This window comes from Psychrobacillus faecigallinarum (genome assembly GCF_014836595.1).
GTDB lineage: Bacteria > Bacillota > Bacilli > Bacillales_A > Planococcaceae > Psychrobacillus > Psychrobacillus faecigallinarum.
Genome location: NZ_JACSQO010000002.1, coordinates 78,500 through 93,825, shown reverse-complemented (window position 1 = coordinate 93,825; position 15,326 = coordinate 78,500). Strand labels below are relative to the sequence as shown.

General features: G+C 35.5%; 10 protein-coding genes and 1 other annotated feature. Of the genes, 4 read left to right on the top strand and 6 right to left on the bottom strand.

From position 1 onward, the window contains the following. Window positions 1–141: 141 nt before the first annotated feature. The 3 genes from H9650_RS05165 to H9650_RS05155 all read right to left on the bottom strand — a co-directional run bounded on the left by H9650_RS05165 (window position 142) and on the right by H9650_RS05155 (window position 1,971). Window positions 142–579: a VOC family protein gene (locus H9650_RS05165; protein ID WP_191696751.1), complete on the bottom strand. Its 438-nt coding sequence runs from the start codon at window positions 577–579 to the stop codon at window positions 142–144. 310 nt (window positions 580–889) lie between these two features. Then, the gene (locus H9650_RS05160) at window positions 890–1,315 is read right to left on the bottom strand and encodes a hypothetical protein (RefSeq protein ID WP_191696750.1); all 426 of its coding nucleotides are present in this window, start codon (window positions 1,313–1,315) and stop codon (window positions 890–892) included. A gap of 245 nt (window positions 1,316–1,560) precedes the next feature. Then, on the bottom strand, window positions 1,561–1,971 hold the full coding sequence (locus tag H9650_RS05155) for a VOC family protein (RefSeq protein WP_191696918.1): 411 nt from the start codon (window positions 1,969–1,971) through the stop codon (window positions 1,561–1,563). A 397-nt stretch (window positions 1,972–2,368) separates the two neighbouring features. Beyond that, window positions 2,369–2,620, top strand: a binding site (T-box leader). Between the two features lie 83 nt (window positions 2,621–2,703). On the opposite strand from H9650_RS05155, the gene H9650_RS05150 reads away from it, so the two are divergent. Further along, window positions 2,704–4,098, top strand: a complete 1,395-nt coding sequence (locus H9650_RS05150; protein WP_154310320.1) for an amino acid permease — start codon at window positions 2,704–2,706, stop codon at window positions 4,096–4,098. 444 nt (window positions 4,099–4,542) lie between these two features. On the opposite strand, the gene H9650_RS05145 is transcribed toward H9650_RS05150, so the two are convergent. Both H9650_RS05145 and acsA read right to left on the bottom strand, forming a co-directional pair. Then, window positions 4,543–4,752 carry a hypothetical protein gene (locus tag H9650_RS05145; RefSeq protein ID WP_144535285.1) on the bottom strand — a complete coding sequence of 70 codons (210 nt, stop codon included), beginning with the start codon at window positions 4,750–4,752 and terminating at the stop codon, window positions 4,543–4,545. A 211-nt stretch (window positions 4,753–4,963) separates the two neighbouring features. Continuing rightward, window positions 4,964–6,682, bottom strand: a complete 1,719-nt coding sequence (gene acsA / locus H9650_RS05140) for an acetate--CoA ligase (RefSeq protein WP_144535283.1) — start codon at window positions 6,680–6,682, stop codon at window positions 4,964–4,966. 173 nt (window positions 6,683–6,855) lie between these two features. Here acsA and H9650_RS05135 point away from each other — a divergent pair, with 173 nt between their 5' ends. The 3 genes from H9650_RS05135 to H9650_RS05125 are packed head-to-tail and all read left to right on the top strand — an operon-like array spanning window position 6,856 to window position 9,347. After that, window positions 6,856–7,488, top strand: coding sequence for a GNAT family N-acetyltransferase (locus H9650_RS05135; protein ID WP_144535281.1), 633 nt, complete (start codon window positions 6,856–6,858; stop codon window positions 7,486–7,488). Between the two features lie 39 nt (window positions 7,489–7,527). Next, a complete protein-coding gene (locus tag H9650_RS05130; protein WP_144535279.1) occupies window positions 7,528–8,175 on the top strand; it encodes an acetoin utilization AcuB family protein in 648 nt (215 codons plus the stop codon). Continuing rightward, a complete protein-coding gene (locus H9650_RS05125) occupies window positions 8,172–9,347 on the top strand; it encodes an acetoin utilization protein AcuC (protein WP_225215929.1) in 1,176 nt (391 codons plus the stop codon). Before H9650_RS05130 ends, H9650_RS05125 begins: the two co-directional genes overlap by 4 nt. Before the next feature lie 117 nt (window positions 9,348–9,464). Here the strand turns inward: H9650_RS05125 and H9650_RS05120 are convergent, their stop codons facing one another. Then, window positions 9,465–15,254: an NPCBM/NEW2 domain-containing protein gene (locus H9650_RS05120; RefSeq protein WP_191696749.1), complete on the bottom strand. Its 5,790-nt coding sequence runs from the start codon at window positions 15,252–15,254 to the stop codon at window positions 9,465–9,467. Window positions 15,255–15,326: the final 72 nt, after the last annotated feature.

Here is a 15,326-nt window from a genome sequence, read left to right as displayed (position 1 = left end):
ATTTCTTCTGAGGTCCACTGGATGATTAGATAAAAAATAGACCCTCATAAAATGATGATCTTGTTTTGCTAAAGCACTCGTTAGCTTAAGTACATTTCTTCACAAACTAAAAAAATAGAAAGTAACAATTTTTTACACTGCTTATTTGATTTCTTCAGCCAACTCCAAAATAATTCCCTCTGGACCACGAACGTAGCATAATTTATAACTTTCTTCATATCGCTGTATCTCACTAAATATTTCCGTACCCTTCTTTTTCAGTTTAGCAACAACAGCTTCAATATCTTCAACAGTAAATGCAATATGACGGATACCAAGGGTATTAGCAAAGGTTTGCTGAATATCTTTTTCATCTGACGGTGAATAAAATTTGATTAGCTCTATCCATGTCTGACCGTCTGGTGTTCCCAATCCTACACACGCTACTTTAGCGTTATTAAGCCTAACTGCATATCCCATCAACTCTCCTTCCATTTCCCATTCCCCTTTCACCTCAAGTCCAAAATCGAGAAAAAACTCTTTAGTGGCAGAGAGATCATTTACGATTACACCAACATGATCTATTTTTTGGATTTTCAAATTTTAATGCCTCCTAAATTCATGCTATCTTGCATTATCCTGTATTGAAATTCTAGTATTAACAAAGGGATGATTAAAATAGTAAGATACTAGCATTGCCCGTGATAAAAAGAATCATTTCACTAATTTTGCATTAAATTATTTTTATATTCTTACTCATCTCCCCAACAGTATCAACTGGAACTATTCATCTACTTTTCACCTATTTTTAATAAATGTTTCTCTTTGATTATTGAACAATACTGACCGTTAGTACAATAAGAAAAAAGGCTTTACATTTCTTAAAGTAAAGCAATCGGTAGTTGAGTAATCAGGAGATTAAGTCAAATAACCTATTCAATGAGTTTAGAACAGGAAGAAGAGGTAACAAAACAGCAAAAACAATATTACTTTCTAAGACTGCTTTCCATAATTTTAATCCATTTAGAACCTTATAAATCAACAAAAATCCTGAAATAGTAACAAAAGAAAACAACAGCCATAAAAATTCCTTTTGTCTATTTACTGCATATTCAATTTCATCAATTTTCCAAGTGTCATCCTCAGAAAAGGGCAGAGTTATTATATGTTTTTCAACTCCTAAGAAATTGAATGATTTTAGCGAAACATAATCTTTTTTAATTTCTTCAATATCATATCCATTTGGTAAAAATGAAAGTTTATACACCATAAGATAGGAAACATAAAAAAGAGTAACTGCAATTAATAAAAATGCTAAAACTTTTTTAATATACATTGATCAACCACCTTAAATTCCTCCACATTACCATAAAAACCTGAATGTTATTATTAAACAAACTTGCCTCTATGGTTGAATAAGAAAAAAGGCAATAGCCTCTTCTTAAAGTAAAGCTCCCAATAGTTTAATAAGCAACTGTAACTCTGTTCCACATAATCTTCATTATGTAACACAAAAAAGCCAACATCATGTGCTAGCTTCCTCATTCGGTTTATTGTGAGTTACTTAATGTTTAGAATAAATTATTTTATTGCACTTTCATCCATGTAAAAAAGCTCCCAAAGATGACCGTCAATATCCTCAAAACTCCATCCATACATAAACCCATGGTCTTGTGGATCCATTGTAGGTTTCCCGCCTGCTTCTAAAGCTTTGTTTACGATCGCAACGACTTTTTCTTTACTATCAACAGATAGTGCCAAGATCGCTTCATTACTTCTTGTAGAATCGGCGATTTCTTTTTTCGTAAAAGTCTTAAAATGTTCTTCAACTAACAACATAGCAAATATATTATCACTAATAATCATGCTTGCTGCAAATTCATTGGTAAACTGGGAATTGAATTCAAACCCCAATTTAGAAAAAAATTCCTTAGTCTTATTTAAATCTTTTACTGCTAAATTTACGAATATCTTATCAGCCTGAAACCCCATATTACTCACCTCTACTATAGTATTGTCATTCACACTATAGTTCTCTATTTCATAAATGAATTCCTTCAAAGAATAAAATTATTATACAGAATCTGTTAAGCAACATATGAAGCTGGATTTCTTTTATTCAACTGATTGCATATCTAACTCTAAATTCTTTTTCTGTATCTTTAAAGGAATAAAAGAAATAAACTTGCCTATCAGGCTAACAGTCTGATGGTAGTTAATATCTATATCAGGGCCCTATTCTTGAATAACATATTTAAAGAAAATCGTATTAAACTGAGGGAGTTGAAGCAGAACATTTTATATTGACAAAGTTAAATTAATCTATAATATAATATATAATTAATATTTGCATAACGAAGATTTGTTTAAAACATTTCGGGATATAAGAATAAAGGCTATGATAAGAAATAGTAGCAATCATGCAAACAGACAGAAAGTTACCGGTTGATGAGAGGTGCATGTTGAACGATTGTGAATTCATCTTGGAGCAGTGTACTGAATAGGATTCCTTAGTAGGCTACACCGGCTTAGCACCCGTAATCATGTGCTAAAGTATCGTCAGATGACTGTACTTACAAAGGTAAGCAATATGAGTTGCTTATGCATTAAAGGTGGTAACACGAGTTGAATCGTCCTTTTGGTTAATCCAAAAGGGCGTTTTTTTATACTTTTTTTTTTATATCCTTGCAATATTAGAAATAATATTTTAAGGAGGAATAATGATTGAGTAAAGGTAATCAAAATCAGAGACTTCAACGGGGTTTAGATAATAGGCATATCCAGTTAATTGCACTTGGAGGTGCAATTGGAGTTGGATTGTTCTATGGTTCGAGTGCAACCATTCAAATGGCTGGTCCATCCATTTTGTTCTCATATTTAGTCGGAGGCTTAGTTATTTTTACCATTATGAGAGCACTTGGGGAAATGGCTGTGGACGAACCGGTTTCTGGTTCATTTAGTTCATATGCACATCGATATTTAGGGGCGTTTGCAGGTTACTTAACTGGCTGGACCTATTGGTTTATGTGGGTTGTCGTTGGGATGGCAGAAATAACGGTGACTGGTGTTTATGTGAATTACTGGTTTCCTGATATTCCACAGTGGCTGGTAGCACTGGCTGTACTTATCGTAATTACACTGATAAACCTTGCCAATGTAAAAGCATATGGAGAGTTTGAATTCTGGTTTGCACTGATTAAAGTTGTAGCCATTATCGGAATGATTCTCCTTGGACTAGGAATCATCTTCCTGGGAATCGGGAACGGAGGACAGCCAATCGGTTTGGACAATCTTTGGATTCATGGAGGGTTCATGCCAAATGGAATCAACGGTATTGTAATGTCCTTGGTCCTCGTGATGTTTTCATTTGGAGGGGTAGAATTAGTTGGAATTACGGCAGGGGAAGCGAAAAATCCTCAAAAATCAATTCCATTGGCCATCAACAATGTTATCTGGAGGATATTAATTTTTTATATTGGTGCATTAGGAGTCATGATGGCTATATATCCCTGGAATGAGGTAGGCACAAATGGGAGCCCATTTGTTTTAATTTTTGAAAAGGTAGGAATTCCTGGTGCTGCGCATATAATTAATTTTGTTGTCATAACAGCAGCATTATCTGCTTTTAATAGTGGGTTATTCGCTTCTGGCAGAATGTTACACAATTTATCACTGCAAAATAACGGTCCGAAATATTTCGGAAAGCTTAGCAAAAATGGTAGTCCAAGACGTGGAATCCTGTTCTCTTCATTGTTTTTATTAGTCGCAGTAGTTTTGAATTATATTGTTCCTGAAAAAGTGTTTTTGTATATTTCTGCTGTTGCCACGGTTGCGGTTATTACCAGCTGGACGATTATCCTGGTTGCCCAACTAAAATTCAGACAATCAAAAACAAAAAAAGAAATAGAAAAACTAGCATTTAAAATGCCATTATATCCAATTTCAACCTATCTAGCATTAACATTTTTAGCGCTTGTCATTGTCTTAATTGGATTTATTGAGGACATGCGAATAGCATTAGTTGTAGCACCTATATGGTTTTTGATTCTATATATAGGATATAAAATCAAAAAAAAAGATTTTACAGAAGGTTCCATTGAAAGTGAGATTGTTGAATAAACCTCTTTTCTAGAACTCAAAACCAAATAACACCCGTATGTGACTAAATATACATAAACAAACGGATGCATTAGTTCAACAAGAAGCAACTGATTTTATTAGGGCATAGATCATATTTTGGTTATTCCACTAATGGGAGCGATTGTTGAGCAGCACATTTATAAAATGATTAAACTTTACTTATAATACCGATATTTAAAATATGCAAGAGAAGAATCTATTTTGATCAAACTTTCTTTCAAAATGGATTCTTCTTGTTTACAGTAAAATATGGGTTCGTGGGTATTTTTGATTAAACTTTATTACAAAGCAACAGGTTTTGTTCTCGTATAATTCAGTCGTGATGTAAAAAAACTGTTTAGATTCCCTAACCATTTTTTATTTTGCTATTGAAATTTTGATGTACATTTTTTACTAAGCACCCCTTAGTAAAAGAAATTAGCATCAACTCTTGTTTTTATCATCTCTCTTTTTATATTTCTCAAGCACATCATCAATTGTTAAACTTTCATTTACTCTTTCATTTACCCTTTCCTCGTATTCTTTTTCAAGTAATTTCCCAATTATTGAACTGTTAATTCCTTTTGTAACTGCGGCCTGAATTACAAAATAAAGTATCGAAAATCCACCTAGGGAAAACACAATTAACTCCATAACTGAAAACACCTTCCAAATAAATATATTAGATATTGAACCTAAGCCATTCAACTATACTTGCGTTAATTTCAGTGTAACATTTCACAAACTATACCACCCCACAAAAAATCAATCCTGACCTTTAACATAGCCATTTTTATGTAAATGTTATTTATATCATTCATAAAAAAAAGCCGTAGCATTTTTTTCAATGCTACGACCTTTATTATCAATCTTCCATCGTAGATAAGTCGCCAGTCGGAAGTTGTAATTCCCAAGCCTTTAAGACTCGGCGCATTATCTTACCACTTCTAGTTTTAGGAAGCTTATCCTTAAACTCAATTTCTCTTGGAGCCGCATGAGCAGCAAGACCCTTCTTCACAAATTGTTGAATTTCTTCAATCAGTTCATCAGAAGGCTCATACCCTTCATTTAAAGCAACAAACGCTTTAATAATCTCTCCACGCACTGGATCTGGCTTACCTATTACACCTGCTTCTAGAATAGCAGGATGCTCTAATAATTTACTTTCCACTTCAAATGGCCCAACTCGCTCACCAGAAGTCATAATTACATCATCCACTCTACCTTGGAACCAAAAGTAGCCATCATCATCCATATAGGCAGAGTCACCTGAGAAGTACCACTCATCATTAATAAAGTAGGATTCAAATTTTTCTTGGTTTTTCCAAACTTGACGCATCATAGATGGCCAGCCTTTTTTGATAGCCAAGTTACCCATTGTAAATGGCGGAACTTCCACGCCATTGTTATCAATAATAGCAGCTTTTACACCTGGTAATGGTTTACCCATAGAGCCCGGCTTAATAGGAAGGCAGCCATAGTTACAAATCATTTGAGCACCTGTTTCTGTCATCCACCAAGTATCATGAATTCGCTTATTGAACACCTGCATGCCCCACTTAATAACTTCAGGGTTTAGTGGCTCACCAACCGATAATACATGGCGTAGGGAGGTAAGATCATACTTCTTCACGATACCATCCCCTGCCCCCATTAACATACGAAATGCAGTTGGAGCACTGTACCAAACAGTAATCTTATATTCTTCTATTGCTTTATACCAAGCATCTGGTGAAAAACGTCCACCTAAAATAAGTGAAGTTGTTCCTGCTAGCCAAGGGCCAAAAATTCCATAGGATGTTCCAGTAACCCACCCAGGGTCAGCTGTACACCAATATATATCATCATCTCTTATATCCATAACCCATTTCATGGATTGGTATTGTTGTACCATCGCATAATGAACGTGTAAAATTCCTTTTGGCTTCCCGGTGGAGCCAGAAGTATAATGTAAAATTAGTCCGTCTTCCTTATCTACCCACTCGATTTCAAAAGCATCAGATGCATTTTTTAGAGCCTTATTAAAATCTATAAACTTATCATCTTCTTTAATATTGTCTCCTACTAAGAAAACAGTTTCTAAATCTGGTAGGCGATCCAATGGTATTCTTCCTAGCAAGTCAGGTGTGGTTACAATGGCCTTTGCCTCACTATCAAGAAGACGATCATATACTGCCCCCTCCATAAAGGCTTCAAACAATGGGCCAACGATTGTTCCCATTTTTACTGCTCCTAACAACGCAAAATATAACTCCGGAGATCTTGGCATAAAGATGAAAAGACGATCTCCTTTTGCTAGGTTAGAGTGCTCTTTGTAAACGTTTGCAGCTTTATCAGTCCAAGTTTTCATATCACCGAAAGTATACGACTCCTTACGATCAGCATCTTGATAGTAAAGGGCAACTTTGTCCTTTTTATCTGATTTTGCGTGACGATCAATCGCTTCGTATGCCATATTTACCTTCCCTGTTTCATACCAAGTAAAAGTCTTTTCGGCTTCTTCCCATTGGAAATCTCGTGCAGTAGCATCATAGTCCTTTAATTGATACTCCTCTTGTACTACAGGTAGCGCTTCGATTTTCATCCCATTCACCCTTTCTATAAATATACACTCTTATATTCTACAATACTCTCATTAAATAATGCTAATGTTTTTACTTTTTAGAATCTTTTGTTACAGTTTTATAGAATTCCCTTTCTTCATAAAAAATCATGTATAATAGTGGCAACTGTTACTAAATTATAGGTGGTGAATATGTGGAACACAAAAAAGTTTTTAATTCGATAGAGAAAGAAACGAAACATGGCACTATCGTTATTGAAGGACCGGTACCATCTGAAGATTTAGCAAATCTGACTTTCCATGAAGAGTTAATAGCGTTCCGTAATCCTGCACAACAGCATAAGGCAATTATCGAAATTGCAAAATTACCCGAAGGCAGGATTATCATTGTCAGAGATAAGAATATGATTGTCGGATACTGTACGTTCCTCCATCCAGATCCACTAGAAAGATGGTCCCAAGGGAATATGGAAAATTTGATAGAATTAGGTGCTATTGAAGTCATTCCAAAATTTCGTGGAACCGGAGTTGGAAAAGAATTACTTCGTGTGTCAATGATGGATGACGCAATGGAGGATTACATTACGATCACGACTGAGTATTACTGGCATTGGGACTTAAAGGGAACTGGTTTAAATGTATGGGAGTATCGAAAGATGATGGAGAAAATGATGATGGCCGGAGGGCTTGAATATTACGCTACTGACGATCCAGAGATTAGCTCACATCCTGCCAATTGCTTGATGGCCAAAATTGGAAGTCGAGTTGACAATGAATCCATTCAGCAATTTGATCAGCTGCGCTTTATGAACCGTTTTATGTACTAACAAAGATGTTTTAAATTTCTTATAAAGGGGTTTGGTTTTATGCTTGTAGAAGAAATCATGAATACATCAGTACCTACTTTAACACCATCACATACAATAAATGATGCTTTAAAAGTTTTAAAAGAACAACGTATTAGGCATATACCAATTATTAACGAGGAACGTGAAGTACTAGGGGTGGTAACTGATCGTGACTTAAAGGAAGCAACCCCCTCCTCCCTTCAAGTTATACAAGATGCGGATGTTTTAAATATGCCATTAGAAAAAATTATGACTAAGAATCCTATAACAGGACATCCGCTAGATTTCGTGGAAGAAACCGCATGTATTTTTTACGACAATCGAATTGGCTGCCTGCCTATCACAAGCCAAGGAAAGTTAGTCGGCATGATTACAGAATCTGATCTTCTTTATAAATTTATAGAGTTAACTGGTGTCCACCAGCCGGGATCCCAAATGGAAATAAGAGTGCCCAACCGACCTGGCGTCTTATTTGAAATATCCAAAGTATTTTATGAGCAAAAAATGAATTTACTTAGTGTATTGGTATATCCTGATAAAAACGATAGTGAGTATAAAATTTTAGTACTACGCGTTAAAACGATGAATACTCTTAAATTAGTGCAGGCAGTAAAAGATGCTGGGTTTGAAGTTTTATGGCCAAGTCAACCGGGATTGATTGTATGAAAAAGAATGCCGTCTTTATCTTTTCAGAGAATCAGCTTGGTTATAAATTTTCCGATACACATCCCTTTAACCAAAAACGTCTGACACTTACTGTAGACCTTCTAAAGGAAATGAATGCATTATCATCTTCAGAGATCGTTGCACCTCGCATAGCCACTGATGAAGAACTGAGTCTAGTGCACGACCCTAGCTATATTGATATAGTAAAAAAAGCTAGCCTCGAAACTGGTGATACCTCTAAATACGAGAGTTATGGGATAGGTACGGAAGACACTCCCATTTTCCCTCATATGCATGAGGCAAGCGCTAGTTTAGTTGGGGGCACCTTAACTGCCGTTGATTATGTTATGGAGGGAAAATCGACGCATGCAATAAATTTAGGTGGTGGGTTACACCATGGCTTCAAAGGCAGAGCATCTGGGTTTTGTGTGTATAATGATAGTTCTGTTGCTATCAAGTATATGCAAGAAAAATTTAATGCTCGTGTTCTTTACATAGATACGGATGCTCACCACGGTGATGGAGTACAATGGAGCTTCTACGACGATCCAAATGTTTGCACTATTTCCATTCATGAAACTGGAAGATATCTCTTCCCCGGAACAGGTAATATTACTGAGAGAGGGACAGCAGAAGGTTATGGTACTTCTTTTAACTTTCCTATTGATGCCTTCACAGAGGATGAGTCGTTTCTAGATATATATCGTACTAGCTTTACTGAGATTGTAGAGTGGTTTAAGCCAGATGTCATTCTAAGTCAAAATGGTGCAGATGCCCATTATTTTGACCCTCTTACCCATCTGTATGGAACGATGAATATTTATCGGGAAATACCTAAGCTTGCTCATGAATTAGCACATAAATATTGTGATGGTCGATGGATTGCTGTAGGTGGAGGCGGATATGACATTTGGAGAGTTGTCCCAAGAGCCTGGTCTTTGCTTTGGATGGAGATGAATGATATCCAATCTCCAACAGGAGATCTACCAAAAACTTGGATAGAAAAATGGAGTCCAGAATCGCCGGTTCCCTTTATCCCAACTTGGATGGATCCTCATCCTCTCTACGAGCCTATACCTAGAAAAATAGAAATTATGGAAAAGAATAAACAAATGCTCGATAAAGCATTATATCAATTGCGAAGTCAAAAATCATACAAGGATATAGACTAGCTGCTCTTGCACTTGAAAGTCGTTGATCCGGATTTATAAATATTTAGGATAATAGAAGAAGCCCAGCTACCAAAAGGTAGCTGGGCTTCTAAAGTTTTGCCTCTGTAACTATGATTTTTATTTATTGTTGATTAGGTAGCGTAAGATTACAGTATTTTCTCCGACTTTATAAGAAAGACCTAACCAATAAAGTCCTTTCTCTTCCTCAGAAAGATCTATTGTAAACCTTTCTGGGTTATTCTCCCATGCATTTACATCTAACTGTATCTCTTTATTTGTAATAGTTTTGTTAAGTCCAGCTACATCAGGTCTTACTTTTTTACCATCGAACCCTGTAACAAGGTTTTCTACTTCCACTAGGGGACCTTTTAATTCTCCCACATCAACAAATTGAAGGTCAGCAATTAACGTTTTTAAATTTTTTAACTCATTTAATGGAGAAAAATCTGTTATTTCATTCCCAGAAATATCTAGCGTCTCTAAATTTTGTGCGTACTCTATACCTTCAAGAGAACGTACTCTTTTCGATTCACTTGTTAGTGATGTGAGCTTACGCATATCATTAAGCGTAATTTCCTCTTTTAAGCCTAATGTACTTTTAATAGATTCTCGTAAATAATCGTCTTTAATCGTAATTACTTGTGTTAATATTACTTCAACTAAACCTGCTTTTGCTGTTTCTAATGCATTTACCGCTTCATCGACTTCTGTTTGAGTAGCATTTGTATTAGCTAGAACTTCTTCTGCTTTTGCAAGGCTAGCTATTAGAGCATTCATGCTTTCTTTCGTATAGTCTTCTGCATTAATAGCTTTTGCAGTTTCAATAATCACCATTAAATCCTGCATATAAATTCTCTCACTATTAGCGAAATGTAATTTAGCATTACCCCATGTTGCATGGTCAGATCCATTTCCATTCCCACCGTCAGTTACGACTAATTTTATTTCTTTTGCTCCAGCTAAATTAACTTCAACAAACTTTTGAGCATCTCTAGAATTCATGAGCCCACTGTCGAATCGCTTCTCACCATCGACAAATACTTGGAATATAACAGAGCCCACAGTGCCATACATTTGACGGTCTACCCCAACAAATGAAGTAAAGTAATCTACATCCTTATTTGTTAAATCATATACAATTGTTGAATTTGAATGTGCTCCAATCCCTTTTTCATAGGAGACTTGACTACCACTCTCATTTGTTAATCTTAAAATGTTATCACTTACTGCTTTATCTTTCTTAGGAGCGGTATAGCTATTCTGTGTGGACTTCCAATCGAAATCTGAAAGATACTTGTAGTCTTCCATGTTTACTACTGAAATTGTTCTCATTTCTGTTACCGTAATATTATCATTATCTGTTACAGTATATTTAATCTCATATTTACCAGTTTTATTGAAGTTAACTTTATCAACTCCTGTAACTTCTACTCGATCAGTCAAATCACCATCTTCCGCATCTACAGCTGAATATTGTCCTTTGATATCGATAGGCTGTCCAACCTTAGTTGCTTCTGATTTAACAGTAATAACTGGTTTACTAGAGTTTTTTGTAAACTTTGCATCCGCCCACACTGTATGGTCAGATCCATTATTTCCAGCATCGGTCGTTACTAGTTTTATTTCTTTAGCTTCAGTTAAAGGAACTCTTATAAATTCACTGTCTGTGTTTGAATTGAAATTATTGCTTATATATTTCTTTTCGCCATCTACCCATACTTCAAATGCTGCAGATGAACCTTTTCCTCTCATGGCTTGATCAATTCCTATATAGCTTTCAAAGAAATCAAATCCCTTACCATCAATGTTATACACGATTTCTGAAATAGCATGTGCGCCGATGCCTTTAGCGTACGTTGCCTCTAGTCCCTGTCTAACAAGACCAATTGTTCCCCCAGATGGTGATTTATCTTTTTTATATCCACCCCATGCTATGTTAGAAGATACAGGATTCATATCAGAAGCGTATTCGAAGTCACTTACTACTGTCACTTGTGTCGTTTTCGTTTCTTTAATATCTTTATTGATTACTTCGTAAACAATCTCATAGTTCCCTTTTTGGGTTGTATTTACATTATTTGATTTAACGACAACATCTTCTGTAATATCTATGCCTTGATAGTCAGATGCCTTCACATAAGACATTGGATCGAAGCTTTGATTTAGTTTAAGTGTCAGATGGTCTTCAACTGAAAGCGTAGGTTTAAATACCTTAATTTCTAATGGCTCTGAGGTATTTAATTTCTTATCATAGGCTACTATTTGATACGTATAATTTTCGTTCGAACTAATATTTTGATCGACAAATGATGCTGTAGAAGTAAATCCAATCATTTTACCATTTCGACTAATTTCATATCCAAGTAAGTCGTCTTTATTAGCTTTGTCCATAACGAAATGAATTGTATTAGTTTTCTTTTCAGTATCACGAACAATGTTTACATCTACTGAAGCACCTTTAGAAAATCCAACACCCTCATATCCTAGTACACTATTATTTAAATACCATACTTTCTTAGGCTTTGGATATTTACTAACTTTTTCTTTTGTTTCCTGGTTCACTGTGAAGCCATGTCTAGCAAAGTGTTCACTTAAATCTTGACCGACTACTTCAGATGAAAGTTCGACTAGATACTGCTGTTTAGCATCTTCCGTAGCAGCTGAGATATCTCTTTCTCTGTATAGCTTATTTAATTCTCCCCAATAATCCTTATGATACATTTCCAATTGCCAGAATACACCCAGTCTTTTGAAGTACCCTTGTGGCTCATATGGACTAGGATTATCATCGAAGATCGTTTTATAGATATCATCTTCATAAGGAATTCGTTGATCTGTTTTTCCATAATATACTGACATTTGCATTGCAATCATATTGTTTGTTGTTTCCCCATAAAGTCGAGCGTTAACATCCATTCTGTGCCCTATTTCATGTGATATTCCCCAGCCATAGCTGTCTGGCACTAACATACTTTCCATAACGTCACCTTGAACACCTATATGATTCGTATATGCATACATATAACCAAATGGCTGTGCTAACCTTATATTCTCACGAATATATTTCGGATCGTTCTTTTCATTACTTCCGTCTAACCCATAAAATTTAAAAATTTCATCCATATAATTATTATAGGATTTTACAGTGTCTAAAGGGTTGTAACCATTCACGGAATAAGTTTGATAGGCGCCAGTTGCTGTCCCAGTGAATACGAGGTGGTCACTCACTACCTCCACCACATCGATCAGCTTTCTATCTTCCACATTTGGATGATTCTGTTTGTCCAAATCCAAACGATTTTTATAATCGATTAAAAAAGCTTTAAACTCCTCTGGATTTGTATCTTTCGTTACAAAAGGTATTCTTTCTCCACCCTCAATACGAATGATTGGTGAAGTCTGTTGTTGTTCTGGCGTATATGGATTATGAATGTAGATTGTCCCGCCCTTTGTAACTTCTTGTTTATACCAGCTATCCTGAGGCACTGCGGGTACAGTAATTTCATTTTTTCCCGGTTGTAAATTTACTGTTCTAGCCCAGTTAGCAAAACTTCCTTCCTGTTGAGCGAATACAATTTGTGGTAGTGGCCCATCTGAATCCGCCTCTACATAAACAGTTACTTTATCTCCTGGCAGTGCAGCAATTCCTGTTGGTTGATAATTATTCCCGAAACCAAACTTTAAATTTTGGTTAGCATGACTCATCATATTCCCATGCTGCTCTACTTGAATGATTCTTCCATCCGTAACGATTTCACCTTTTAGTAGCTGTTTGGCTAAATCTAAACGGTATTTTAAAATACTATATAATGGATGTGCCTTTGCTTCGTTTTCTAACGCATTAATTTTAGCTACCTCATTATATTCAGATGTAAGCTCACTCATTGTATCATCAGTGAAAATATTGTTTATTTTATCTTCTATAGGATCTTCTTTATAGAATGCTATTTCTGACAATGTTGCCCAATTTTGATTTGATTTTTTGAATACAAATTTCACACGTTTAAATTGTGTAGGCACAAATTTGGCTTCCACTAAGCCGCTAATTACATTGTGTTTACCGGTAGACACTAATTGATATGTATCACCTTTAGACGTTTGAGAAGCATAGATATCGAAGTTCTCTGCAAAGCCTTTACGGTCAGATCTTGCCCCATACACGATTCTATTTAACGTTATCAATTCATTAAATTCTAATTCTACCTCATTTGAAAAACTAGCTGTATTCGTTCTATTTGTTTCCCAGTATGTGCTTATGTTCCCATCAATAGCATTCGCGAGGACAGCACTGCTATAATGCCCACCATTATTACGAATGCTTTTTATGTTCTCATTATTCATTTTAAATAGCTCTGTATATGCTACGTTATCATAGTAACCAAAAGCTCTTGTTACCGCTGTGGTTGTCTCTACATCTTCTTGATTTATTAATACATAGGCATTGGTAAGATCTTCTTTGAACTCGACATCATATAAAGGATGTTCCTTGACGCTATCTTCTAAGATTTTTAATTTTTCTACCGTATTAAACTCAGCTGCTACTCTATTTTTATTGCTATCCGTAAACAACTTTGCCATTTTGTTAGATGAAACATCTTCTTTATAAAATGCTAATTCTGATAGCGTTGCCCAGTTTTGATTTGACTTTTTGAACACAAATTTTATTCGCTTAAAATTTGTAGGTTCAAACTTAGCTTCCACTAATCCAGTAACTAGATTATGTTGTCCATTTGCTACAACCTGATAAGTATCACCTGTTGATGTTTGAGAGGCATAAATATCAAATTCCTCTGCAAAGCCTTTATTGTCAGGTCTTGCTCCGTACATAATTCTATCTAGAGTAATTGCTTCTTTAAAGGTCACTTCTACTTCGTTAGAAAAACTAGTCGTGTTAGCTCTATTTGTTTCCCAATATGTACTTATATTACCATCCACAGCATTTCCAATCACAGAACTGCTATAGTGACCTCCATTGTTTCTAATGCTAAGAATATTATCGTTATCCATTCTAAATAGTTTTGAATACTCGTTATCCGAATAATATTTAAATTGCTTCGTGGTCGCTATTGTAGATTCTATTTTTTCTTCCGTAATTAAAGCTCTAGCATTCTCAATATCTTCTTTATATTGTTCATATAAAGGATGATTTTGCGCTTCTTTATCTAAGTTATTTAAAGCCTCGACACTACTAAATTCAGCACTTACTTTAGTAAAAGTGCTATCTGTAAATAATGATTTCATACTAGCTCTTACATGGTCTTCTTTATAAAAGCCAAATTCAGCAGCACTTGCCCAATCTTGATTTGCCTTTTTGAATACAAATTTGATTCTCTTAAACTCTGTTGAATCAAATTCGATCTCAATTATATCTCCTGTTGTTCCTTTATATTCTCCTGGAGATACTAATGCAAAGTCATCACCTGTGTCAGTAGAAGAACTATATACCTCAAACTCTTGGGCGAAACCTTTTCCTTGCGCACTTGACTGTCTTGCAGCATAAACTATTCTGTTTAATTCAGTTGAATCCTTGAAGGTGAATATCAACTCATTAGTAAATGTAGTACTATTTGGTTTTCCAGTTTCCCAATGGGTATTTAAATTTCCATCTATCGCATATTCAACAGGAGAGCCAGAATAATTTCCGCCGTTGGTTGTGACGGATGTAATAACCTCTCTCGCTACTTTAAACACTTCGTTATACGCGTTTAAATAACTATTTTCGTACAAGTCAAACTTACTAACAGTTGCCTCTTTCGCTTCCTTTACTTCGAGCTCTACAGCCGTTTTTATTGCATCAGTACTCGATGCCGCCAAAACGTTTACGGCACTTCCCGAATAACTAGCAATTAAGGCAGCCGAGGTTGCAACTACAATCATTTTTGACATAGTTTTCTTAGCCTTCTTCATACATTACCTCCTAATGTTTTTTTGTGAAACATGGAAAAAGAACTCTGCCGGGTAAGAAACTATTTTCCCCAA